At 62.0% G+C, this 24397-nt stretch carries 26 protein-coding genes and 1 pseudogene; 11 read left to right on the top strand and 16 right to left on the bottom strand.

The genetic code is table 11. The features are described 5' to 3' along the window. Positions 1-68: 68 nt before the first annotated feature. The 7 genes from EHW12_RS03905 to EHW12_RS03875 form a co-directional block, all read right to left on the bottom strand. Positions 69-902 carry a hypothetical protein gene (locus EHW12_RS03905; RefSeq protein ID WP_003945441.1) on the bottom strand — a complete coding sequence of 278 codons (834 nt, stop codon included), beginning with the start codon at positions 900-902 and terminating at the stop codon, positions 69-71. A 197-nt stretch (positions 903-1099) separates the two neighbouring features. Beyond that, complete coding sequence (locus EHW12_RS03900) at positions 1100-1726, bottom strand: TetR/AcrR family transcriptional regulator (protein ID WP_007734097.1); 627 nt, start codon at positions 1724-1726, stop codon at positions 1100-1102. Positions 1727-1800: 74 nt separating this feature from the next. Then, complete coding sequence (locus tag EHW12_RS03895) at positions 1801-3057, bottom strand: FAD-dependent oxidoreductase (protein WP_007734096.1); 1257 nt, start codon at positions 3055-3057, stop codon at positions 1801-1803. After that, a complete protein-coding gene (locus tag EHW12_RS03890; protein WP_007734094.1) occupies positions 3057-3248 on the bottom strand; it encodes a rubredoxin in 192 nt (63 codons plus the stop codon). The genes EHW12_RS03895 and EHW12_RS03890 overlap by 1 nt, the downstream gene beginning before the upstream one ends. Before the next feature lie 30 nt (positions 3249-3278). Then, positions 3279-3449: a rubredoxin gene (locus EHW12_RS03885; RefSeq protein ID WP_007734092.1), complete on the bottom strand. Its 171-nt coding sequence runs from the start codon at positions 3447-3449 to the stop codon at positions 3279-3281. After that, positions 3446-4621 carry an alkane 1-monooxygenase gene (locus tag EHW12_RS03880; RefSeq protein WP_003945652.1) on the bottom strand — a complete coding sequence of 392 codons (1176 nt, stop codon included), beginning with the start codon at positions 4619-4621 and terminating at the stop codon, positions 3446-3448. The genes EHW12_RS03885 and EHW12_RS03880 overlap by 4 nt, the downstream gene beginning before the upstream one ends. Positions 4622-4792: 171 nt before the next feature. Then, positions 4793-5269 carry an HIT family protein gene (locus EHW12_RS03875; protein WP_007734089.1) on the bottom strand — a complete coding sequence of 159 codons (477 nt, stop codon included), beginning with the start codon at positions 5267-5269 and terminating at the stop codon, positions 4793-4795. A 140-nt stretch (positions 5270-5409) separates the two neighbouring features. On the opposite strand from EHW12_RS03875, the gene EHW12_RS03870 reads away from it, so the two are divergent. Continuing rightward, entirely contained in the window at positions 5410-7017 is a 1608-nt protein-coding gene (locus EHW12_RS03870; RefSeq protein WP_125052522.1) for an FAD-dependent monooxygenase, read from the top strand. Here EHW12_RS03870 and EHW12_RS03865 read toward each other — a convergent pair. From EHW12_RS03865 to EHW12_RS03840, 6 genes are read right to left on the bottom strand one after another with little or no spacing between them, the layout of a single operon-like run. Further along, the gene (locus EHW12_RS03865) at positions 7004-7492 is read right to left on the bottom strand and encodes a VOC family protein (RefSeq protein WP_125050308.1); all 489 of its coding nucleotides are present in this window, start codon (positions 7490-7492) and stop codon (positions 7004-7006) included. The genes EHW12_RS03870 and EHW12_RS03865 overlap by 14 nt on opposite strands. Continuing rightward, positions 7489-8241 carry an SDR family oxidoreductase gene (locus tag EHW12_RS03860; RefSeq protein ID WP_019746895.1) on the bottom strand — a complete coding sequence of 251 codons (753 nt, stop codon included), beginning with the start codon at positions 8239-8241 and terminating at the stop codon, positions 7489-7491. Before EHW12_RS03860 ends, EHW12_RS03865 begins: the two co-directional genes overlap by 4 nt. A gap of 3 nt (positions 8242-8244) precedes the next feature. Beyond that, positions 8245-9288, bottom strand: a complete 1044-nt coding sequence (gene dmpG, locus EHW12_RS03855) for a 4-hydroxy-2-oxovalerate aldolase (RefSeq protein WP_007734084.1) — start codon at positions 9286-9288, stop codon at positions 8245-8247. Then, the gene (locus EHW12_RS03850) at positions 9285-10187 is read right to left on the bottom strand and encodes an acetaldehyde dehydrogenase (acetylating) (RefSeq protein WP_125050307.1); all 903 of its coding nucleotides are present in this window, start codon (positions 10185-10187) and stop codon (positions 9285-9287) included. Before EHW12_RS03850 ends, dmpG begins: the two co-directional genes overlap by 4 nt. An 8-nt stretch (positions 10188-10195) precedes the next feature. Further along, positions 10196-10981, bottom strand: a complete 786-nt coding sequence (locus EHW12_RS03845; protein ID WP_003945480.1) for a 2-keto-4-pentenoate hydratase — start codon at positions 10979-10981, stop codon at positions 10196-10198. Between the two features lie 3 nt (positions 10982-10984). Then, positions 10985-12583: an FAD-binding protein gene (locus EHW12_RS03840; RefSeq protein ID WP_125050306.1), complete on the bottom strand. Its 1599-nt coding sequence runs from the start codon at positions 12581-12583 to the stop codon at positions 10985-10987. 115 nt (positions 12584-12698) lie between these two features. On the opposite strand from EHW12_RS03840, the gene EHW12_RS35080 reads away from it, so the two are divergent. The 5 genes and pseudogenes from EHW12_RS35080 (at position 12699) to EHW12_RS03825 (ending at position 17101) form a co-directional block, all read left to right on the top strand. Beyond that, positions 12699-13220 carry an FAD-dependent oxidoreductase gene (locus EHW12_RS35080; protein ID WP_241199092.1) on the top strand — a complete coding sequence of 174 codons (522 nt, stop codon included), beginning with the start codon at positions 12699-12701 and terminating at the stop codon, positions 13218-13220. Then, positions 13220-13789: pseudogene (locus tag EHW12_RS36025) on the top strand (FAD-binding protein); the annotation flags it as partial. The gene EHW12_RS35080 and the pseudogene EHW12_RS36025, both read left to right, overlap by 1 nt. Positions 13790-13830: 41 nt before the next feature. Further along, positions 13831-14421, top strand: a complete 591-nt coding sequence (locus EHW12_RS36020; RefSeq protein WP_346774227.1) for an FAD-binding protein — start codon at positions 13831-13833, stop codon at positions 14419-14421. Continuing rightward, the gene (locus EHW12_RS03830) at positions 14411-15268 is read left to right on the top strand and encodes a MaoC/PaaZ C-terminal domain-containing protein (RefSeq protein WP_003945880.1); all 858 of its coding nucleotides are present in this window, start codon (positions 14411-14413) and stop codon (positions 15266-15268) included. Before EHW12_RS36020 ends, EHW12_RS03830 begins: the two co-directional genes overlap by 11 nt. Before the next feature lie 69 nt (positions 15269-15337). Next, entirely contained in the window at positions 15338-17101 is a 1764-nt protein-coding gene (locus tag EHW12_RS03825; RefSeq protein WP_007734073.1) for a cholesterol oxidase substrate-binding domain-containing protein, read from the top strand. A gap of 136 nt (positions 17102-17237) precedes the next feature. Here the strand turns inward: EHW12_RS03825 and EHW12_RS03820 are convergent, their stop codons facing one another. Next, the gene (locus tag EHW12_RS03820; protein ID WP_125050305.1) at positions 17238-17474 is read right to left on the bottom strand and encodes a hypothetical protein; all 237 of its coding nucleotides are present in this window, start codon (positions 17472-17474) and stop codon (positions 17238-17240) included. 485 nt (positions 17475-17959) lie between these two features. Here EHW12_RS03820 and EHW12_RS03815 point away from each other — a divergent pair, with 485 nt between their 5' ends. From EHW12_RS03815 to EHW12_RS03800, 4 genes are all read left to right on the top strand, one after another. Further along, a complete protein-coding gene (locus tag EHW12_RS03815) occupies positions 17960-18247 on the top strand; it encodes a MerR family transcriptional regulator (protein WP_003945791.1) in 288 nt (95 codons plus the stop codon). Positions 18248-18380: 133 nt separating this feature from the next. Continuing rightward, positions 18381-19568: a serine hydrolase domain-containing protein gene (locus EHW12_RS03810; RefSeq protein ID WP_206434817.1), complete on the top strand. Its 1188-nt coding sequence runs from the start codon at positions 18381-18383 to the stop codon at positions 19566-19568. Positions 19569-19756: 188 nt separating this feature from the next. Then, positions 19757-20566, top strand: coding sequence for a PE-PPE domain-containing protein (locus EHW12_RS03805; protein WP_125050303.1), 810 nt, complete (start codon positions 19757-19759; stop codon positions 20564-20566). An 82-nt stretch (positions 20567-20648) separates the two neighbouring features. Next, entirely contained in the window at positions 20649-21497 is an 849-nt protein-coding gene (locus tag EHW12_RS03800) for a sterol desaturase family protein (RefSeq protein WP_070160493.1), read from the top strand. An 18-nt stretch (positions 21498-21515) separates the two neighbouring features. Here the strand turns inward: EHW12_RS03800 and EHW12_RS03795 are convergent, their stop codons facing one another. Continuing rightward, positions 21516-22823: an FtsX-like permease family protein gene (locus EHW12_RS03795; RefSeq protein ID WP_125050302.1), complete on the bottom strand. Its 1308-nt coding sequence runs from the start codon at positions 22821-22823 to the stop codon at positions 21516-21518. Then, positions 22820-23665: an ABC transporter ATP-binding protein gene (locus EHW12_RS03790; RefSeq protein ID WP_019746872.1), complete on the bottom strand. Its 846-nt coding sequence runs from the start codon at positions 23663-23665 to the stop codon at positions 22820-22822. The genes EHW12_RS03795 and EHW12_RS03790 overlap by 4 nt, the downstream gene beginning before the upstream one ends. On the opposite strand from EHW12_RS03790, the gene EHW12_RS03785 reads away from it, so the two are divergent. Then, positions 23640-24389 (top strand): AraC family transcriptional regulator, encoded by a 750-nt coding sequence (locus tag EHW12_RS03785; protein ID WP_125050301.1) that lies wholly within the window; start codon positions 23640-23642, stop codon positions 24387-24389. The genes EHW12_RS03790 and EHW12_RS03785 overlap by 26 nt on opposite strands. The last annotated feature ends 8 nt before the right edge of the window (positions 24390-24397 follow it).

Here is a 24397-nt window from a genome sequence, read left to right as displayed (position 1 = left end):
TGATTGTGTAGAACGAGGGCCGACCCACGGGTCGGCCCTCGTTTTACGTTCCAGCGCCCGCGCGTCCGTCAGGCAGGCGGTCGCACCTTTCGTGCAGCCACCGCGTAGACGTCGCTCGACGTGGTGAGAGAGTTCTTTCCGCTGGCCGCCGGCACTCCCCCGCGTAGATTCACGGCCCAGTTGAGCGCACCCAGCGGTCCACACCCGCTGGCTCCCGGCGCCGCAAACACCGCATCCGAATGTGGGACTGCCGGGAACACTGCACCGGGGAACTCACCGATAGGTTCCGACGGAGGGTTTCCGGTTGTGGTCAGGTGAAGGTTGATCGGATTCGAAACCGAACCGATGTAGCAATCGTCACCGAGCAAGGGATTAGACAGTTTCAATCGAACAGGCATGGTGAGTTCCTGCTCGAGAACCTTCAGATCCGGCACTCCCACCGATTCCACCGTCGCGCTGATCTGAGTCAGTCCCAGCGGAGTATCGATCCCGAGAGCACCTCCCGGTACCGAAATCGGATTGGAATAGACCCCGTTGGACCCGTCCTGCTTGGCGACGAACGTCTCGATGAAACTGTTGTCCGGCTGGGTCGCGTATTTCACTCCGCCCGCAACCTTGAGGCTTCCGTCCGGGATCGGCACCGAAAGTGCGCCCAATTTCATGGTCCCTCCGCGAACTACGACGCTGGCGCACGTCGTCACCTCGAGATCCTCGATCGGGCACGTGCCCCAACCGTCGAAGGTCAACGGATCAACCGCTGCCGCACCGGAGGAACCGAGCGATCCGCTGCCGGAAGACCCTGACGATGATTCGTCGGCAATTGCCACACCTGCACCGGCCATGACAAATGTTGCAACTAGCGCGACTGTCGACATCACTCGAGATTTGTTGCGGCTCTTCATCTTCGAATTCCTCCACCGTTGACGGAAATTCACGAGAGCCACCCCCTGCGGATCGCACCTCGATCTACGCCCGGCACGCTACCGAGAAGTGAGACGCGGATTCACACATAACGACGATATTTCCCACCAAAGAACTACGGCGATCACGCTCGATCGAACTTCCGTCCTAGCCCGGAAACCGTATCGATCCTGTCGGCTCAGTTCGGTTCGACTGTGCCCGAACCGATGACCTGATCGAGGAACGGCCCGAACATCTCCCCCAGGTTCTCGGCGATCTGATCGGGGGTACCGAAAGACAACGTCACGTGACTGATCGCCAGACGCACTATCGTGCTGCCGAACATCTCGGCATGGATGCGGTCGACGTTCGCCCAACTGGTCATGAAGATCTCGGCCAACCTCGCGCTCGCATGTTCGAGCAGCGGAGTCCCGTCAGTGGTGACCAAGCTCAGCAGGTCGTGCTGCGGCCGGGGACCGACAATGCTGACCACCATCGGATCCCGGGCACCGGCGTCGAAGAAGGCACGAAATGCAGCCGAGACCGCGCCACGCGGATCCGAATGATGCAGCGTTACTTCGCGTTCCACTTCTTCGAGAAACTCGTCGACAAACCGGATGAGGTATCCGGACGCCAATCCCTGGCGAGACGTGAACTCCTTGTACAACGTCTGCCGGCTCATACCCGCAGCTTCCGCGATATGCGCCATCGTGATGTCGTTCCACGATTTCTCGGTCAAGAGTTCGCGTGTGGCGTCGAGCGCTGACGCACGGAGGAGTTGACGAGCTGCCTCGTGGTACGGGACACGGGCACGAGCGGTGGACATATCGGGAAGATTTCCATCGCCCGTGCTCGGTGTCAAAACGGTGGACACGCAAGCCACAGAAGTCACGAGTGCACTCAGAGCACCGGTGAGGCGACAAGACCCGCCGCAAGTTCGGTCAGATCCCTGTTTGTATCGGCGAGTACGTCGGCGCTGATGTCCGGGGAGCGTTCGATAAGGGTTCGGACGGCACGAATGTCCTTCGGCCGGCCCACGCTCACAGCACCGACGATATTTCCGTCGCGCATGCAGATCGCAGTGAAGTCATAGGAGTCCAAGTCTCCTCGAACAATCACGGTGTCGTCCGCGCCTGGCCAACCCGCTACTTGAATGTTGCGGCCGAATTGGTTCGACCAACTCCAAGGGACGGATTCGAAGGGTTCTTCCTTCCCGACGATGGTCTTGGCAACTGCAACTGCGTGGTCCTGCGCAGTGTTCCAGTGCTCACCACGGTGCATGCCGCCGAGAAAACCGTTGGGCACGTTGGCCACATCGCCGATCGCGTACACATTGTCGACGGAGGTCCGGAGGTATCGGTCTACCGAAATCCCGTTGTCCACCGCAATACCCGCAGCAGCAGCCACATCGGTATCGGGCAAGGATCCGATTGCGACGACGGCCAACTCCGCTGTCCACTCGCGTCCGTCACGCGCACGTGCGGTGACGCCGTCGGCACCCGTCGTGAGCGTCTCGAGGTCGACCCCCGTCTGCAAGGCGACGCCCGCCGAGACGTGCAGCGCGGCGATCTTCTCCGCTATCGACGGTGGAAGCAGCCTGGACAGGGGCACCGGTTGCGCTTCGAGAACCTGCACACTGCAACCCAAGTCGCGTGCCGTTGACGCCACCTCCGATCCGATCAAGCCACCGCCGACCACCAATAGCGAGGATCCTTCGATCAGCTGGGATTGCAAGCGTCGCATGTCTGCGATATCCCGAAGATAGTGAACGCGCTCGGAATCTTCCGCGGCCAACCGTCGGGACCGTCCACCCGTGGCAAGAATCAGAACGTCGTAGTCGATGCTGTCACCGTCGGCTAAAAGTACTGTGCGGGAATCTGTGTCGATACTCGTGACAGTTGCGCCGATCCGAAGATCGATACCCTGCTCGTTCCAGAAAGTCGACGGCCGCAACCGAACCCGATCGAACGACGCTTTCCCGGACAGTAGCTCCTTCGACAGCGCTGGGCGGCGGTACGGCTCCTCAGGTTCGCTTCCGATCAGGATGATGCTGCCGCCGAACCCTTCCTTGCGCAGGGCCTGCGCGGCACCGGAACCGGCGATGCCCGTGCCCACGATCACGACGGTGCGTGTGTCGGGCTCGCTGACCGCTGTCATCAGCGGTCCACCTCCACCATTTCGAAATCGACTTTGGCGGCACCACAATCAGGGCAGGACCAGTCTTCGGGAATCTCGTCCCAGCGAGTACCCGGCTCGATACCGTCGTCGGGCCAGCCGATCGCTTCGTCGTATTCGAACCCGCACTGGAGGCAGCGGAACAATTTGTAAGCAGTGGCAGTCTCGGACATCGGTTTTCCTTTCACCGGTGGGTATTTCGATCAGGATTGCGTGACGAGGGTGAAGTCGACCTTCTCGCGGACGCCGCAGTCGGGGCAGCACCAGTCGTCCGGAATACTCGACCACGGCGTGCCGGGCGGAAAGCCTTCTCGCGCAGCGCCTGTCGATTCGGTGTACGTGTAGTCGCAGATCGGGCAGATGTAGGCGTTCATGCGTTCACCCCGTAGGCTGCGAGGATCTTGGCCCGCTTCTTCGGCGCGATGTTGACCTGGGTGATGTCACCTCGGTAGTGCTCGAGAACGCGGTGGTCCATCACCTTGCGCCACAGGGGCGGGACTGTTGCGAGCATGATCATGCTGGCGTAGCCGCTCGGGAGCTGAGGGGCCTCTTCCATACTGCGAAGCGCTTGGTAGCGCCGTGTCGGATTCGCATGATGATCGCTGTGCCGCTGCAAGTGATAAAGGAAGACGTTGGTGCAGATGCGATCACTGTTCCAGCTGTGCGCCGGCGTGCATCGCTCGTACCGTCCGCTTGCGGTTTTCTGACGTAGGAGTCCGTAGTGCTCGAGGTAGTTGATCGCTTCGAGCAGCGAAAACCCGATGAACGCCTGGATCACGAGGTACGGCGCGATGCCGATCCCGAACACTGCAAGCGCGACACCGAACAGAACAACCGACATGAGCCAGGCGTTGAGCACGTCGTTCTTGATGCTCCAGTGCGTGGTGCCCAAACGCTCGAAGCGGGTCTTCTCGAGATGCCACGCCGACTTCAATCCCCCGCCGACGCTGCGCGGCCAGAAACCGTAGAGGGTCTCACCGAAGCGCGAGGTCGCCGGATCTTCCGGAGTCGACACTCGCACATGGTGGCCACGGTTGTGCTCGAGGTAGAAGTGACCGTAAGCACTCTGTGCGAGAACGATTTTGGACAACCAGCGCTCGACGCTCTCCTTCTTGTGCCCGAGTTCATGGGCTGTGTTGATGCCGATTCCGGCCGTCACACCGATCGTCACTGCGAGTCCGATATTGGAGAGAACGCTCAAATCCCAACGCGCCCAGATGTAGCAGGACAGGAAGAAGGCCGTGTACTGCAGCGGCAGATAGGCGTAGGTGCACCACCGGTAGAAGCGGTCGTTCTCGAGTTCGTCGATCACCTCGTCGGGCGGATTCTTCCCGTCCTCACCCGCCAGGATGTCGATGACGGGAATGAGAGCAAACGCGATCAGTGGGCCGGTCCACCAGAAGACATTCCATCCGGTGGCGGTAACAAGCCCCACGGCGATGAAAGTTGCCGATGACGGAATCAGCGCCAGCAGCCACAAGTAGCGTTTCCGGTCTCTCCAAGTTGCGAGCCGACCATCTGGCTCGGTGTACACCAACGCCGCCATCGAATTCTCCAGTTCTCGTTCGGATCAGTGAGTGCGTCCTGCGCGGTAATCCGCGACACGAACAACATCTATGTATAGAGAGTGGACAAATGATAGCGTTTTGTCAACGATTTTTGAGGTAAAAGTTTTACAAACACGCAGATTTGTACATCACTTGGATGTGGCGGCAGATCAGCGTTCAAGGAATCGAGGGCGCAAAAGTGCGCCGAAAGGCGCTCGCGCCTCAGGCGGAACGTAGGCCGCCTCGCCATGCCGGGAATACAGGTGGTCGTCCTCGTATCGCGGAAATACGTGGACGTGGTGGTGCCAGACGTCCTGGTTGCCCGCCGGTTCGTTGTGCTGCCGGGTCGAGACGCCGTCGCAGCCGTAGGCTTCACGAATTGCAACAGCCACGGCCTGAACCAGGTCGAAAACCGAGTGCCCGACGCTCGTGGGCAAAGTGTAGAGATTCTCGAAGTGCTCGATCGGCGACACAAGTACGTGGCCGGGGTTGCCCGGCCACCACTTCGGGGAAATCCGAGCGATTGCGTGGTCGGTTCGAGCAACCAGGTCGGTCGACGAGTTGTGCTCGTCGAACTCGCCCAGCGCGAAGCGACAGAACGGGCACCGGTACCCCGGCGGCTCATGATGCAACTCGCCTGCCTTCACGTCGCGATCTTCCCACGACCTCAACGTCTGCAACCCGTGCGGAAAGCCCCAAAATGCCCGATCTGCGCGAATTTCCCCAAAACAAAAGTTCGCGTACCCATACTGAAATGACCGACTGTCCCCGACGTGAGTGGGTCCTCATGGATACCGACGTATTGGTAGCGGGCGCCGGCCCGATCGGATTGACCACCGCGATCGAGCTGCGCAGACGCGGTATCTCCTGTCGAATAGTCGACCCCCTCGACGAACCGCGGCAATACGCGAAAGCCGTCGGGATTCAGCCACGCACTCTCGAACTCTTCGAGAACATGGGGGTGCTCCGCCAGGCACTCGACGCCTCGACATTGATGCGCGGTCAGATCATGTACACGAACGGCGTCGAGGTCGGCCGCGTCGACCTCACCCTCCCCGACGACGTTCCTTACTGGTTTCTCTGCCTGCCTCAGTACTCGACGGAGCGCATCCTCACCGAGCGCCTCGCCGAATTGGGAACAACCGTCGAACGCGGAGTCGGCCTCACTGCATTCGAACAGTCCGACGACGCCGTCACCTGCACCCTCAGCGACGGCAGCACTGTGACAGCCCGGTACCTGGTGGGTTCCGACGGCGCGCACAGCGTGGTCCGCAAAGGGCTGGGCCTGAGCTTCGAGGGCGGCGCGTTTGCCGAGAGCTACATGCTCGGCGACGTCGAAGTCGACTGGTCGATACCCAGCGGCTACTCCGTCCGCGCCAACCACACCGCCGACGACGGAACCACCGACGACCTACTCGTCTGCATCCCACTTCCCGGACACAAGCGGTACCGCATGTCGATGCTCGTTCCGGACGAGTTGATGCCGGACGAATCGTCGAACAAAGCCGCTGTACAACACGGTTTTTCAACCGGCAAGACACCTGAACTCCATCACATCCAGGCTGTGCTCGACAGACTGTCCCCAGAACCGACAACCGCCTCGATGCTGCGATGGTCCTCGGTCTTCCGCATCAGCCACCGCATCGTCGACGCTTACGGTCGCGGACGGGTTTTTGTCGCCGGCGACGCCGCGCACATCCATCCCCCGACTGGCGCGCAGGGCATGAACACCGGGATCCAGGACGCCCACAATCTTGCGTGGAAGATAGCGCTCGCCGTCAAAGGTGTTGCGAAAGCGGATCTTCTCGAGACCTACGATGCCGAAAGACGGCCGGTCGGTGAAGAAGTCGTCGGGATGACCGTCCGAAATGCTCGAGAAGGAATCGGTTCGGGAGAGTCTTCCATCGACACGGCAATGCGGCGCCAGGCTCAATTGTTGATCGACTACTCGGAGAGTCCGCTGAACACCGGGCGTAATTCTTCGAGTCCACACGTTCAACCGGGCGAGCGTGCACCCGATGCACGCGGAATGCGCCGAGACGGTGTGCAGTATCCAATTCGGTTGTTCGACTTGCTGTCAGGAGTCGACCACACGTTACTGCTGACTTCGGACGGATCCGCGGAGAGCATCAACAGCTTGGAGAAGGTCGCCGACGCCGCAATTCGATCAGCGCACGGCTTGCTGGACGTCTACGCGATAGTGCCACCGGGAACCGTGACCGTCGACTCGCTGGTGCCGATCATCGAGGACAACGCCTCGCACCTGTGCGCCGCGTATGGGGTCGAAGGTACGGCGGCGCTGGTCATTCGCCCCGACGGTTACCTCGGATTCCGTGGTCACCCGGAGAACGTTTCCGATTACTTCACGAAAGTGTTTGCCGTCAATCAGGAATGAGCGAAGCGAACATCAACCGAATCTCGGGCGAGAGCTTCATCAACTCGACGTATCCACCCAACGGCCCGGCATCGAGGTAGGAGAACTCCATGCCGGCGCCCTCTACCCGACCTTGTTGCACCACCGACATTCCGCGACGCTCGGCCTCGAGCAACGTCGCCTCGTAATCGCCTGGAACCCAAGCCATGTGATGAACTCCGACGCCGTGAGTCTCCAGGAACTCCGTGTACAGGTTGCGTCCGGACACTGGTTGGATCAACTCGAGCTGTTGGCTGCCCGCATATCCGATCGACACGTGAACGACATAGTCCGCGGGCTCACCTCGATACGTTGTGCTCTCGGGACCAAAGGCGATGTCTGGCATACGTAGCCATCGCTCCACTCCCCACTGCCGAGTGAACTCCTGTTCGGCGGCCTCGATGTCCTCGACCACCCAGCAGATTTGGAAGATCGGTCCCGAGACCAACGGGGTCATGCCATTTTTCCGTTGTCCACCGAGTAGACGGCCCCGTGTATCGCCGAGGCGTCGTCGGAGGCAACGAAAGCCACCATCTTCGCAACGTCCTCGGCTTCCATCAAGCCACGCGGCGAGGCAACCTTCATGACGAGGTCGAAGTCGACTCCGTCGGGGAAGGTGAATCCGGTGACTTGAGGAGTCATCATGCCGCCGGGGCAGATTGCGTTGACACGCAGAGACTTTCCGGTGAACTCCATCGCCATCGCTCGGGTCAGTCCGATGAGTCCGTGCTTGGCAGCGCAGTATCCAGCCGAGTACGCCTGCCCTTCCAGCCCCGCGATCGAGGAGACGTTCACGATGTTGCCGCCCCGTTCCAGCAAGTGCGGCAGCGCTGCTCGGGAAAGGAAGAACGGTCCGTTCAGATTGACCGCAAGGTCATGTGCCCATTCGGAATCCGCAATATCCGCCGTATGACGAAGCGAGTGCGATCCCGCCACGTTGACGAGGATGTCGATACCACCGAGTTCGTCGACACACGCTTGCACGGCCGCATCACACTGAGCGGAATCCGAGACGTCCGTCGCCGCGAAACGACGCTCTCCATCCGCGCCAACCACCTCGACCATCGACTGTCGCAGCTTTTCCTTGTCGCGGGCGATACCGAAAACCTGTGCGCCCCTGCGGTGGAGAATCTCGGTGACGGCGCGCCCCAACCCTGAGGACGCGCCGGTTACCAAGGCCACTTTTCCGGCCAGTACGTCTGCCATGGGCTAGGAAGCCGCTGCTTCGCGCTGGAGTTCCAGCGCAATGTCGATCAACTGATCTTCCTGTCCGCCGACCAACTTGCGCTTACCTGCGCGCACCAACAGTTCCGCGGACGACACTCCGTACCGCTCGGCCTGACGCTCGGCATGCTTGAGGAAGCTCGAGTACACGCCGGCGTAGCCCATCATCAGCGCTTGACGATCGAGCAGGCATTCCTGCGGCATTGCCGGGCGCACAACATCTTCGGCTGCATCGGCGATGGCGAAGAAGTCGATACCGGTCTTGACGCCGATCTTGTCGCAAACACCGACGAAGGCCTCGACCGGGGCGTTGCCGGCGCCGGCACCGAACCGACGGGTACTACCGTCGATCTGCTTGGCTCCCGCACGAACTGCCGCAATGGAATTGGCGACGCCCAGGCCCAGGTTCTCGTGGCCGTGGAAGCCGACCTGAGCGTCGTTGCCGAGTTCCTGAACCAGCGCCTCGACGCGATCGGATACCTGCTCGAGTACCAGCGCGCCGGCCGAGTCGACCACGTACACACACTGGCAACCCGCGTCGGCCATGATGCGAGCCTGCTTGGCCAGCTTCTCCGGCGGAATCGAGTGAGCCATCATGAGGAATCCGACTGTTTCGAGTCCACGCTCACGCGCGAGGCCGAAGTGCTGGATGGATACGTCGGCCTCGGTGCAGTGAGTTGCAATGCGGCAGATGGACGCACCGTTGTCCTGTGCGATGACGATGTCGTCCTTGATGCCCAACCCGGGCAGCATCAGGAAGGCGATCTTCGCGTTGGTCGCCGTCTCGACTGCAGCTTTGATCAGTTCCTGCTCGGGAGTCTTCGAGAAGCCGTAGTTGAAGGAGGATCCGCCGAGACCGTCGCCGTGAGTGACCTCGATGACCGGCACTCCGGCTCCGTCGAGGGCACCGACGATGGCTCGTACTTCGTCGACGGTGAACTGATGACGCTTGTGGTGGGAGCCGTCGCGCAGCGATGTGTCGGTGACGCGGATGTCCCAGCTCGAATCGAAATGAATCATGTCGCTCATGCCTTCACACTCAGAAGCTTCTGGGCGATTTCCTCGCCCACCTTGGTGGCTGCTGCCGTCATGATGTCGAGGTTGCCCGCGTACGGCGGCAGGAAATCGCCTGCGCCTTCGACCTCGACGAACGTGGTGACCGTTGCATAGCCACCGGAAACGACGCTCGGTTTGTCGAACTGCGGTTCGTTGAGCAACCGGTAGCCGGGCACGTACTGCTGGATGTCCTTGACGACGCGGTGAATGGAGTCGGTGATCGCGGCCTGATCGGCGTCTTCGGGGATAGCGCAGAAGATTGTGTCGCGCATGATCATCGGCGGGTCCGCGGGGTTGAGGATGATGATCGCCTTGCCGCGCTGTGCGCCGCCGATGGTCTCGATACCGCGGCTGGTGGTCTTGGTGAACTCATCGATGTTCGCGCGAGTTCCCGGGCCGGCGGACAATGATGCAACGGAGGCGACGATCTCGGCGTACGCCACGTCGACGACACGCGACACCGCGTAGACGATCGGAATGGTTGCCTGCCCACCGCAGGTGATCATGTTGACGTTGGGCGCGTCCAGGTGCTCACGCAGGTTCGCGGGCGGAACCACAGCCGGGCCGACCGCGGCCGGAGTCAGGTCGACGGCACGGATACCGGCGGCCTCGTAGCGTGGTGCTGCCTCGCGGTGCACGTATGCCGACGTCGCCTCGAAGACCAGGTCCGGTTTCTCCGCCTGGCTGAGCAACCAGTCGACGCCCTCGGCGGAGGTCTCGAGTCCCATCTTGCGGGCGCGCGCCAATCCTTCACTCTCGGGATCGATTCCGATCATCCATCGCGGTTCGAGCAACTCGGAACGCTGCAGTTTGTACAACAGATCGGTACTGATGTTTCCCGATCCGACGATCGCCACACTTGCCTTGGTCATGACTACTCCTACGTGAACTGAAGAGAGACGGAACCGAGGCCGCTGAACTCGGCTCGGAAGTTGTCGCCTGGATGAGCGTCGATCGCTCGCGTGCACGAACCCGGCAGAACGATGTCGCCGGCCTTGAGCCGAACTCCGAACGTGTCGACCTTCTGCGCCAACCACGCGACAGCGGTGACCGGGTTACCGAGAACCGCATCGCTGCGCCCCTCCGCAATCCGCTCGCCGTTGCAGGTCAGCACCGCGTCGATCGCCTTGATGTCGATGTCCGACGGGCGAACTCGTTCCTTGCCGAGAATGAACCCAGCGGAGGACGCATTGTCCGCGATGGTGTCCGAGAGGCCGATCTTCCAGTCCTTGATCCGGCTGTCGATCAACTCGATGGACGGCGCATAGGCGACAGTGGCGTCGATGACGTCTTGTTCGGTGCACCCGGCGCCCGGCAGATCTGCTCCTAGAATGAAGGCGACCTCCACCTCGACGCGGGGGAAGCAGAAGCGCGACGTGTCGACCGGACGGTCCTCGAACTCTTCCATCTCGGCGAGCAGGTGACCGTAATCTGGCTCGTCGACGCCCATCATCTGCTGCATCGCCAGTGACGAGAGTCCGACCTTGTGTCCGACTACCTTTGCGCCACCGGCAACACGACGCCTGATGTTGATGAGCTGGATCTCGTAGGCGTCGACGACGTCGATGTCCGGATACGTGGCGATCAGCGGGCTGATCGGAGCGCGATCCCGTTCCGCCGAATCAAGATGGTCGGCAAGTTCGCCGCGGATCTGCGTCGAGAGCATCGTTCAGGCCTTTCCGACTGTAGAGAATGCGGCTGCGTGCTGACCGGCTCGTCGTCCGGAGAACACGCAGTCGGCGAGCGACAAGCCGCTCACATACGAGTTGGAACAGATACCGACCGCGGTACGGCCGGCGGCGTACAGACCAGGGATACCCTCCCCGGCCTCGTTTTTCACCATGCCGGACGATTCGTCGACCACCAATCCACCGAGCGTGAGCATCGGGCACGGATTCATCATGTTGGGCTTGATCGAGACGTCGTACATCGTGAACGGCGCAGACAGTATCGGCCTGACGAAGTCCGACGGTTTACCCATCGGATCAGGTTGTCCGGCAGCGGCAGCGGAGTTGTGCGCGTCGACGGTGGCTTGAAGGCCGGCGACGTCTATCCCCGCTTTGCGGGCGACCTCGGCAATGGTGTTGCCACGCACTGCAGTACGCATCATTCCGGTGGTCTGCACCCGCTGGAACCACATCGACTGGTCACCTATCTGCGATTTCGCTTCGCGAACGAGTTCGGAATCTGCCAGCAGCCAACCGATTCCGCTGCTCTTCTCCGCCATCGCCTGACCGAGAGCGGCACCGTAACGGGACTCGTCGACGATTCGCGCACCGGATTCACCCACCAAAATGGAACCGAGAAAAGCACTCGGCGGGACGATGAATCGCCAGGCGGACACATTGCCGAGCTTGTCGGTGGCTCCCCCGGCTTCGATACCGAGGTTGATGCCTTTGCCGTCGTCCCCGGACGTGCCGAGCGGGATACCGCCCTTGTAGGCGGGGGCATGGGTGCGCATCATCTCGCGATTGGACACGAAGCCGCCGGCGCTCAGGATCACGCCGCCGCGCGCCTGGATGCGAATCCGCTTGGCGTGCTTCTTCTCGATCTTCGCGATGAGTGCGTCGAGAATCGTGCGCAACTGCGGCGCGTAGACGCCGGGCTTGGAGGACAGGGAGCCGAGCGTCGCGTGACGGCGACGAACTCCGGCAGGTGCGTCACGCAGCGTCAGTGCTTCGACGCCGATCACCCGGCCGTCCTCGATGATCAGCCGGTCCGCTCGCGTCTGGCCGAGCAACTGGACGCCCTTCGCCTCCGCGGACTTCGCGAGCGGGCCGTACAGCATCTTTCCCGACGTGCCACGCCCCTTGGCGCGATGACCACGCGGAGCAGGTTTTGCGATGTCACGGAACCCGCCGGCCGATTCGCTACCCGAGAAGTAGAGGTAGTGCTTGTTGCTCGGGTACGACGTCTTGTACGGACAGAGTGAGGCCTCGAACGGCACGCCGTGACTGCGCAGCCAGTCGATCGACGCCGGGCTCTCGTCGACGAACCGGCGCAGAGTCTGCAGCGTCACCGCGTCACCGACCTCGCGGTTCAGGTAGGCGAGCATGGCTTCGGGACTGTCCTCGACACCGGCTTCCTTTTGAATCACGGTGCCGCCGCCGGCGTAGTAGATTCCTCCGGAAATCGTGCTGGCCCCACCGCCGAGCGCTCGGTCGATCGCCAAAACCGACGAACCGGCCGCTACCGCTTCGAGCGCCGCACTGGCGCCCGCCACACCGAACCCGACCACAAGGACGTCAACCGAAGTATCCCAGGTCACACCGCACCATCCTCAATCTCACTGCAACGTGTTTCGTTATCAATGACAACGTCCGGAAATACTTCCTGGCAGAAAGCATGGACTGACACCCCCATCATTCTATAACGTGTTCTACATGAGCAAGCAGGAATACGACATCGTCGTCGTCGGCAGTGGTGCCGCAGGTATGACAGCGGCCTTGACCGCAGCCCACCAGGGCTTGAGTGTGGTCATCGTGGAGAAAGCCGCCCACTACGGCGGATCGACCGCCCGTTCCGGTGGTGGGGTCTGGATCCCCAACAACGAGGCACTTCAAGCGGACGGTGTCACCGATACACCGGAGGCCGCACGTTCCTACCTGCACAGCATCATCGGCGACGTTGTCGCTCCCGAACGCATCGACACCTATCTCGAGCGCGGTCCCGAGATGCTCTCGTTCGTGTTGAAGAACAGCCCGCTCGAGCTGCAGTGGGTTCCCGGCTACTCCGACTACTACCCGGAAGCACCCGGCGGACGCCTCGGTGGCCGCAGTGTCGAGCCCACCCCGTTCGACGGCAACAAGTTGGGCGCCGACCGCAAGAACCTCGAGCCCGACTACGTCAAGGCCCCAAGAACTTCGTCATCACCCAGGCCGACTACAAGTGGCTCAACCTGCTGATGCGCAATCCTCGCGGACCCCTGCGCGCCATGAAGGTCGGCATGCGATTCCTCGCAGCGAAGGCCACCAAGAAGGATCTACTGGTTCGCGGCCAGGCACTGGTCGCCGGTATTCGACTCGGACTTCAGTCCGCCGGAGTACCCATCCTGCTGAACACCCCGCTGACCTCCCTGTACACCGAAGACGGCGCTGTTCGCGGCGTCAACGTCATCGTCGACGGCGAGGAGCAGGTCATCCGCGCTCGCCACGGAGTCGTGTTGGGATCCGGCGGATTCGAGCACAACAAGGAAATGCGTGAGAAGTACCAGCGCGCACCTATCGGCACCGAATGGACCGTCGGCGCGAAGGCAAACACCGGCGACGGTATCCGCGCAGGCCAAGAAGTGGGCGCTGCAGTCGATTTCATGGACGACGCCTGGTGGGGCCCGTCCATTCCGCTGACCGGCGGACCGTGGTTCGCTCTCTCCGAGCGCACCCTCCCGGGCTGCATGATGGTCAACATGTCGGGCAAGCGCTTCGGCAACGAGGCTGCTCCGTACGTCGAGGCGACCCATGCGATGTACGGCGGTGAGTACGGTCAGGGCGAGGGCCCCGGCGAGAACATCCCGACGTGGATGATTCTCGATCAGCGCTACCGCAACCGCTACACGTTTGCCGGTATCACTCCCCGCTCCCCCTTCCCGGCCGCTGGCTCAAGGCCGGCATCGTGGTCAAGGCGGGAACCATCGCCGAATTGGCAGAGAAGACAGGGCTTCCCGTCGCATCGCTGACCGAAACCGTCGATCGGTTCAACGGCTTCGCGCGCAACGGCAAGGACGAGGACTTCGGACGCGGTGACAGTGGTTACGACGCGTACTACGGCGATCCCCGACTGAAGAACCCCAGCCTCGCCGAAATCAGCAAGGCTCCGTTCTACGCCATCAAGATGGTTCCGGGTGACCTCGGCACCAAGGGTGGTATCTGCACCGACGTCAACGGCCGAGCACTACGCGAAGACGGAAGCGTCATCGACGGCCTCTACGCGGCTGGCAACGCGAGCGCTCCGGTCATGGGCCACACCTACGCCGGACCAGGCGCGACCATCGGTCCCGCAATGACTTTCGGTTACTTGGCCGTACTCGACATCGTCGAGCGTGCGAAGAAGGCCGAGACAACCGAAGCACCTGCAGCTGAAAAGACGGCGGTCGACCATGCCAATTGATCCGAAGATCGCACTCGGCGCCGAGCTTGCGCCACAAGAGTTCTCGTGGACCCCGTCGGACGTACAGCACTACCACTTGGCCCTGGGGGCAGGTGCTCGTCCGCTTGATCCGAACGAGCTTCGATACCTCGACGACGAAAAGCCTCAGGTACTACCCACCTTTGCCACCGTCGCCGCCAACTTCCACGCCACCGAAGCACCGAAGGTGTCGTTCCCCGGCGTCGAAATCGATCTGGCGAAGGTAGTCCACGGGAGCCAGGAAGTCACTGTCCATCAGCCGATCCCGGCAAGTGGAAGTGGCCGCACCACAACTCGAATCGCCGAGGTCTGGGACAAGGGCAAGGCCGCGGTGATCGTGCAGGAATCCGTCACGGTCGACGCCGAGGGCAACCCGCTGTGGACAGCTCGCTCGTCCATTTTCGCCCGCGGCGAGGGTGGTTTCGGGGGTGAACGTGGTCCGTCGGAGTCGATTACGCTTCCGGATCGCGAAGCAGATGAGACAGTGGTGACGCCTGTGCTTCCACAGCAGGCTTTGCTGTACCGGATGTGTGGTGATCGGAATCCGTTGCACTCGGATCCGCAATTCGCCTCCGCGGCAGGCTTTCCAGCGCCTATCCTGCATGGACTGTGTACTTACGGAATGGTCTGCAAGACCGCAGTGGATACCATGCTCGACGGCGACAGCAGTCGGGTAGCCGGATTTCGGGCCCGCTTTGCCGGGGTCGTATTTCCCGGCGAGAACTTGAGTATCCAGATCTGGAAAGACAATGGGCGACTCCTGATCTCAGCTTCCGTACTGGAGCGCGAAGCTCCTGCCCTGGCTGACGTAGTTCTCACTCTTGTCTGATACCAACCTGTCTGATACCCACCTGTTAGAACTCACCGTAGTTCTCGAACCCGATGGAGTAGCCCGAAGATGACGGCACAAGACGAAAAGTTCCGACTGTCCCGACGAGGTTTCATGGCCGCTGGAGCCGGCGCCGTGGCAGCGACCGCATTCGCCGGCTGGACGCCGGCCTACGCCGTCCCCGCCGGCTCTTCCGGCTCCGCGGGTGGTCCCGTGTCCACCCTCACGCCGCCGCCTGCCTTCCCCGAAGGCATCGCGCTGTACCAGCAGGCATATCAGAACTGGTCCAAGGAGATCATGCTCGACGCGATCTGGACCTGTTCGCCCAAGACGCCCGAAGACGTAGTCCGCCTCGCTAACTGGGGTCATGCCAACGGCTACACCATTCGTCCCCGCGGCGCCATGCACGGCTGGACGCCGCTGACCATCGTCAACGGTGCGCCGGTCGACAAGGTCATCCTCGCCGACACCACGGTCCACCTCACCGGAGTCTCCGTCAACGCCGGTGGCAGCCCAGCCACCGTCACCGCAGGACCCGGCGCGACCCTCGACGCCATCACCACCGCACTGCAGGCACAGGGCCTCGGGTTCGCGAACCTGCCGGCGCCGGGTGTGTTGACCATTGCCGGCTGCCTCGCCGTCGACGCTCACGGCGCAGCTCTCCCCGCCGAAGGCGAAGCACACGTTCCCGGACAGACTTTCGGCTCACTCTCCAACCTCGTCACCTCCCTGACCGCAGTGGTCTGGAACGGCAGCGAGTACGCACTGAAGACGTACGCGCGTAGCGACGCGGCGATCAAGCCGCTGCTGACTCACCTCGGACGCACCTTCCTCACCTCCGTCACCTTGCAGGCCGCCCCCAACTACCGCATGCGCTGCGTCAGCCACACCGACATCGGTTGGCAGGAACTCTTCGGCGCCCGCGGAGCGTCCGGACGCACCTTCGAGAAGTTCGTCCGCGAAAACGGTCGCGCAGAAGCAATCTGGTACCCCTTCACCGAACGCCCGTGGATGAAGGTGTGGTCACTTGCCCCCACCAAGCCGCCGTTCTCGCGTGAGGTGACCGGACCGTACAACTACATCTTCTCCGACAACCTCCCGGAGCCGGTCACCGACATGATCGGCCAGATCAACTCCGGAAACCCGGGCATCGCACCGGCATTCGGGCAGATCATGTACGCCACCACCGTTGCCGGACTCGCCGCGACGTTCTCCAACGACCTGTGGGGATGGTCCAAGGACGTCCAGTTCTACATCCGGGCCACCACCCTGCGCCTGACCGAGGGCGGCGGAGCCGTCATCACCTCTCGCGCCAACATCGGCCAGGTCATCCACGACTTCACCCAGTGGTTCAACGGCCGCATGGAGTACTACCGCTCCATCGGACAGTTCCCCCTCAACGGGCCCGTCGAAATCCGTTGCTGCGGCCTCGATCAACCGTCGGATGTCGAGGTCGACTCGGCAGGCGCCCCCACCATCTCGGCCATGCGCCCTCGCCCCGACCATCCGGAATGGGACACCGCCATCTGGCTCAACGTCCTCGGCGTCCCCGGAACCCCCGGCATGTTCGCGTTCTACCGCGAAATGGAACAGTGGATGCGTAATCACTACAACAACAACGACGCCACCTTCCGCCCCGAGTGGTCCAAGGGCTGGGCGTTCGGCCCCGACAAGCCGTACACCGACACCCCGATCATCACCCAGGGCCTCCCCCAGACCTACCGCGACGGCGTCCCATCGAGCGACAACTGGGACACCGCCAACGCCGCATTCAACGCGTTGGATCCGCACAAGGTCTTCAGCAACACCTTCCTGGACCAGTTGCTGCCTTAGGGTTCAAGTACTGAGCGCACACTCTGACAACTCGACGGTCGTCGCCACTCCCCTTACTTTCGGGAGTGCGGCGGCCGTCGTGCGTTGCAGTGAGCGGGATGAAGGAGTCCCCCCGCATCCCGACGAGGCAGCTGCCTCAATCGCGATCAGGATGGATCGCCTCGTGCATACTTTCCACTGCCCTGGCGTGAGTTGAGAGCTCGGACCGAGCCGACCGAATCGTGGCGCTGTCGCTGCGTGCCCCCGGCTCGGACGACGACGAGTCCTCTCCGGGGTTCGGCGCGCCATCAGCTGGATGCTCGGAGGAGCCGGTGCGCTCTTCCCTCTCCGCGCGGGCGCGCAACAACGACTCGGACTTCGGGGTATTTCGCATCGGAGCATTGTCCCAGATCCATCTCCTATGACTCACATGGAGCGCTCTCACCCCCGGCGACCAGGCCGTTCCTGAATATCAACACCTAGAATGTTCGCAACAAAATATCTACAGCGGTCAGGGTAGACATTCTCGCGAGGCTGTTGTATCTTTTTTCTCGTAGCAAGGAACGAGTCAAGAGATGCGGGAGAGATGAACTACCCGCAAGCAGTACCGCAGGGCAGGGACGTGCCGGGGCCGAATTCGTGTGTGAGTGTGTAGTCGGACCCGGCACCCCCCTTTCAAAGCGGCTACCGGATGTCTTGTGCGAGTCCGGAAGTTCGAAAGAATGCAGTTATGTAAGTAAGTTCAACCCCATCCGGCCCCCGGCGCTCCTCGCGCCGGGGGCCCCGTCCGTTCAGCGAAAGAAGCGAGCCATTCCGGCAGATACACCACCGGGGGACCCCTCCGGCAGATTCGACGACGAGAACTATCCTGCGTACAGCATGGGACATGCGGCCGAGATCCTCGGTGTCAGGCAAGCTTTCCTTCGTAGCCTCGATGCCGCGAAACTGCTTACCCCACAACGCTCTGAGGGCGGACATCGCCGCTACTCCCGCTACCAGCTGCGCATCGCAGCCCGCGCGCACGAACTCGTAGCCAACGGCACGGCGCTCGACGCGGCTTGCCGCATCATCATCCTCGAAGACCAACTCACCGAAGCCCGTCGCATCAACGCCGAGCTTCAGCAAGCGCAGGACCTGCGAGAGGAACCGGACGCGGCACCCGAATGAGGACTGCACTGGAACAGCAGTTGCGCCTATACGGTCGATCTGACCCCTCCTCCTTCCAACTGCGGTAAATTCGGCCAATTGGGACATTGCTCGGCGTCGGTTGCTCGATTTCCACATCGAAGGGATCGCAGGCATGACTTCCTCCCACCACCGCGCTCGGGTGCGGCTGTCTGCTCTGTCGATCGCCTTGACCGTTGCCATTGCAACCGCTGCGTGCAGTTCCGACGATGACTCCGCAACAAACACGGGCAGCGCCTCTCCCAGCACCTCGAGCAGTCGGGAATCCACCGAGATCACGGACATCGTCCGCCGCCAAGTGGCCGACTTGGGCCTCAGTGCCGCTGTGTTCGGGGTGTGGCGAGGCGACGACGAAGTTGCTCTCGGCGCCGTCGGAGAGTCCCCTGTCGGAGTTCTGGCGACAACCGACATGCAGTTGCGCGTCGGCCAACCGATGGAACCGATGCTCTCGACAGTCCTGCTGCAACTCGACGAAGAGGGAACGCTTCCCCTCGATCAACCGATCGCGAAGTGGGAACCGAACTTTCCACGCGCAGACACCATCACTCCGCGAATGCTGGCCAACAGCACGTCGGGCATCTCCGACTACGTGACCGATCCACAGTTCCTCAAACTCTTCACGGACAACCCGATGAAGGGCTGGACTTCTCGAGAGATCCTGGATCTTGCCAACTCCCGCTCGCCGTTGTTCGAACCCGGCACCAGTTGGGCGTACGCGCACAGCGACCTGACGCTGCTCGGCGACGTCATGGAGAAAGCGACTGGAAAACCGCTGGGCGAACTACTTCAGCAGCGCGTCTTCGATCCACTCGGGATGGATCACAGCAGCGTTGTACTCACGTCGCAGATGGACGAACCGATCCTGCACGGTTACACCAATGAACGTGGAGTATTCGAAGACTCCACTTTCTGGAATCCGACGGCGTTCCTGCACAGCGGAAACATGAACGCGCCTGTCGCCGACGTCGGAAAGTGGGTGCGCGCGCTGGGAACGGGAGAGTTACTATCCGACAAGGCTTTCGAGCAGCAGATGGCGCCGACGACTGCGGGCTTGGGAAGTATGACGGCGGACAAGTTCTTTTCCTTCGGGACCGGGCACCTCGACGGCTGGCTGGTGATGAACCCGTCGTACGGCGGTTACAACGGTCTCGCGCTCTACTACCCCGACTCGAAGACGACGATCGTCGTCTACGCCACACTCGGGCCGACAACCAACGCGGACCTCAACAACGCCGTGTCGATGGGGAAGGAGATCGGAACCCTCCTCGAGCCGGATCACCCGCCGCAGGTACCGACGCCGTGACGCCCCACACACGCTGGTAGTAAACAGCGCCGGTCGGCAACTTCCTGTTTACGCACGGATTACCTCCAGGACTTATCGCCCCATCACCATTCTCTTCAGTACCGAACGAAACGCGTCGGACCGCGGGTTGTCTCGCCAGTGAACGAGAACGTAGATAGATGGGGACAGGCCCGATGAGGAAATACGCGATGTCAGTGGCATGCACGGTTGCAGTCACAGCGGGGGTGACTCTTGTGATGTCGGTACCTGCCGGAGCGGACCCGAATGACGGTGGGTCGTGCCCGGCCGGTGCGGTATTCGCGGTCGGCGGAACGTGGGATCCGACGGGACAAACGACGCAACCCGTCACCGATCGCTACGTGGCCCAGGGTTACGCCTCCAAGCCGGTGACCTACCCCGCCAGCTTCTGGCCGCTCGGCGATCAGACGTACGACCAGAGCGTTGCCGCCGGCGCCCAGACGCTTCGCACCGAAGTCAACGCTTTCCACGCTCAGTGCCCGGGCAGCGAGATCGTCGTCACCGGATACTCACAGGGAGCACGGATTGCCGGCGACGTTCTCGGTGACATCGCACGTGACGGATCCATTCCCCAATCGCAAGTCGAAGGCGTCCTCTACGCCGACCCTCGCAACTCGGCCGGGGGCATCGAAACCGTAGTGCCCAATGTCGTTCCGGGAGCGACGATGTCCGGAGCACGCGGCGGATTCGGAGACATCGCAGTGCAGGAAGTCTGCATCGAGGGTGACGGCATCTGCAACATGCCCAAGCCGCGTGATGCGCCCGAGGTGTTCGTGGATTCGGTCTTCGGCTACTTCACGAAGCACAACACCTACACGCCGATGATGTCCGAGCCCGCTCCGCCTGCTCCCCCGGCGCTGCCGCAGACACCGTCGGTGCCACTGCAACCGGCTGACGTCGCCACTGCGATCGTGACACGGGTCGTCGAGAACATCACTCCGTATCTGAGCGCTGCACTCGCCACCGTGCTGACGAAGTAACGCGACACCGCTTGTTCGGCTGACTGAAAGTCGACCGATTCGTACAAGTCGAGGACCACCCGCGCCGTGCACCATCGAATACATGCTCACCTTCATCGTCAGATACGGGTACGTCCCGTTCATGCTCTTGGGAATCAACGGAGCCGCAATCGCGCTGGCGGCATCCGGCGCGCCGAAATGGTCACTGGTGGCATTGATTCTCTTCGCAGTGGTCTGCTCTTTCGCGGCCGAACGGACGCTTCCCTACGAATCTTCGTGGAATGCCCCCGGACCGGACAGGTTTCGCGACGCGGTCCATGCGTTTGTCAACGAATCTCTCATCCTGGTCAGCGTCGCGGTCATCCCGTTGATGGCAGCGGTGATTCCGTTCGACGGGCTGTGGCCGATCGGTCTTCCGTTTGTCGTTCAGGTCGTCTTCGCAGTGTTGGTTGCCGATTTCGGCATCACCGTCGTGCATTTGATCAGCCACAAGGTTGGATGGTTGTGGCGTTTCCACGCGGTTCATCACAGCCTCGAACGGTTCTACGGTATGAACGGACTGATGAAGCACCCCGTACATCAGACTTTCGAAACCGCCGGTGGCGTCCTGCCACTGATCCTCCTCGGGATGCCCGTTCCAGTTGCCTCGGCGCTCGCGGTTTGTGTCGCTGTCCAACTCCTGCTTCAGCATTCGAATGCCGACTACCGCATCGGCCCCCTGCGCCCGATACTCGCCCTCAACGCCGGCCACCGATTCCATCACCTGAAGTGGGCGGGAATCGGTGACGTCAATTTCGGTTTGTTCACTCTGATCTGGGATCACCTGTTCCGCACTTATTCTTTCGATCCGGAAAAGCGATTCAGCAGTGACGATCTCGGAATGGCGGCCAAGCCCGACTACCCGAACGACTACCTCGGCCAGTTGGCCGAACCGTTCCGGAGACAGAACTGACGGACGATCGGTGGAGATTCAGCCCGCGAGTACCCGTCGCATGACGGGCTTGGCTGCAAACGCACTGGCCAACACCAACGCGATCCCCACAGCCAGGGTGACGCCCAACTGAACCAGCGCCATCGGAGTGGTCAATACGGCTGCCCCTGCCAGCGGGAAGAGGAACAGCAGTGCAGCGCCGGCGCCGGCCAGTGCCATCACCACCACGGGAGTGCGAACGTGCCGCATGCGGGCGCTGTCCATCACCTCGACAGGTGTACCGGCCAGAGTCAGACTCCGATACAGCTCACGGTTGTCGAGGATCCCGGATACCTGGGTGAGCGCAGACGAGATTGCCGCCAAAGTGAATGTTGCTCCGAGAGTGAACAACACCCCGGTTCTCATGTCCGCGAACAGGAACTCCTGCCCTGGCTGCAAATCCTGCCCTTCCCCGTTGCCGATCGCGGCGAGGAGAGATGTGCCTGCGGCAACAAAGCTGGCCATCGTCACACCGCTGACCGTGCGCCACACAGCCTTCGGATTATCCAAGACCCGACGCGCCGCAATCAGCGAAGCACCGTCTTTGGCGCATTTGAGCATGATCCGTCCAAGCAGCGAAATGACGAACGGACCGACCAACGCAACAACGCCGAAGCAGAGACCAAGGCCCACCAGGATTGCCGCGATGCTTGCCGCGGAGCCCCCGAATGCACTCCATCCCACAAGAACCCCCACCCCAGCCACCGCGAAGATCATCTTCGGTGCGGCGCTGGGATTGCCCGCCGTGACGCCCAACGGGCTCACGAACACCTGGCGCATCCCGAGCATCGACGTCAAAGCAGCCAGGATGGTCATTCCGAATACGATGCCCACCAGCGGAAGTGCGCCTACCCAAAGCTCACTCCACTCGAATGTCCGACCTTGAAATCTCAAGAGAGCTACGAGCGGCAACGCGAGGAGGTATCCCACCACACCGATCAACGCACCGGCCAAGCCCTGGATACCCGATTCCGCAGCGCACAGCGCAACGATCTGGCGAGGGGTGGATCCGATGAGTCGCAGCGAGGCAAGTCGTTCGTCGCGACGGTGCGCGCCCAAGCGGGCCGCCGCCAGGCCGAGAGTGACGGCTGGAACGATCATCAACACCGAAGCAACCCCTGCGAGTGCTAGGTACGCCTCGGCTTCGGGTTCGCTCGATCTGCCCGCAAATGCACCGTAGCCGCCGAGCACCGTCAGCAACAACGTCGTCGAGGCGGCAAAGGCCGTTACGGGAAGCGCGAAGGTACTCAAGGCCTTTCGGCCTTCACCTCGCACCGTCATCAATGCAACGCGCGCTGTGGCCTTCATGCCGCCACCTGTGTCCCGACGAGCGAACCGGCCTGCATCATCATCGTGCGATCACACCACCGAGCGACTTCGGCATCGTGAGTGACGACGACCAACGCAGAACCGATCTGTTGAGCCGAATCACGCAACACCCTCATCACTTCCCAACTCGTCTGCGCGTCGAGGGCACCGGTCGGCTCGTCTGCGAAGAGAACGGCGGGTTTGGTCACCAACGCTCGCGCAATCGCCACACGTTGCGACTGACCACCCGACATCTGACCCGGGCGACGGTCCTGCAGACCGTCCAGTCCCAATGGCGCGAAGAAGCCGTGCGCCGTCCGCTTGGCTTCGGCGATAGACAACCCGTTGAGCACCAAGGGCAAAGCGACGTTCTCGATCGCCGGAAGCTCCGGTAACAGTTGGCCCGATTGAAAAACGAACCCGTACGACTCCCGTCGGAGCCGGCTGCGGTCGTTCTCACCGAGGTTCTCGATATGCCTGCCGCTCAGCAAGATTGCTCCCGAGTCGGGCTTGACGATTCCTGACATGCAATGCAGCAGTGTCGACTTCCCCGATCCTGAAGGACCCATGATGGCCGTGGCAGTACCGGCGCGCACTTCCAGCGATACACCTCGGAGCACCGGAACGTCGCCGTACGACTTGCCCAGCGCGTGGACCGACAGGACTGCGGGTGCTTGTGCGTTGTTCATGATTCCACCTTCTCGTGAACCCTTCGCGAACACATCGGCCCAGCGCACGATCTTCGGACTGAGCTCGGTCCTACCGGAGGATGACCGGACCCCGAGCTCTGTCAGGGTCGTCACTATGATTTCCGACATGACCTGGTCCGGCGCCGTCCACATGCAGCCCGGAATTCTCATGTTCACCGGCGCAGTGGGATCCGCGCACATGCATTCGCACGCCGCTGTTCAGATCATGATCATCGACGACGGGGACGTCACGGTCACGGACGGGGACGGCCACAGTGAAGTCGTGCGGTCCGTGGTCATTCCATCCGGGGCGGTCCACGCGTTGTCCGCCTCCGAGGGCGCGCGGGGACGAGCGATTTACGTGGACTCCACCACGGGAATGGGCCGGCGCATCAGGCCGCCTGTATCCGAGCACGGTGGTGTGGCCGACTGGTCGGACCGTGGGCGGACCGCAGTAGCGATGACGGACCGTGGCGCTGATTCGGATCTGGAATACGCAGCGAGGCTGATCGATTCACTGTCCGAAAGCAAGCAGCCGTCGAACGTACGCGCTCTTCACCCTGCACTCGAGCATGCTCTGACGATACTGCCCGAGCGACTTTCGGGGCCGATAACGGTGACGGACACCGCCGCGCTGGTCTCCATCTCGCCCGGCCGATTGGGAAGAATCTTCAACGATCAACTGCAGATGAGTTTTTCGACCTACATTCGTTGGTTGCGGCTACGACGCGCCATGGAAGTGATGAGCAGTGGCGCAAGCCTGACAACCAGTGCCCACGAGGCCGGCTTCACCGACAGCGCCCATCTCAACCGGATCTGCCACAGCATGTTCGGACTCACGCCCAGCGCCGCGACCGGCGATCTCACCTGGAATTGACGCTGCTC

Origin of the sequence: Rhodococcus sp. NJ-530 (genome assembly GCF_003860625.1) — a bacterium.
GTDB classification, from domain to species: Bacteria; Actinomycetota; Actinomycetes; order Mycobacteriales; family Mycobacteriaceae; genus Rhodococcus_F; species Rhodococcus_F qingshengii.
This window is presented reverse-complemented; position numbering and strand designations above follow the sequence as displayed.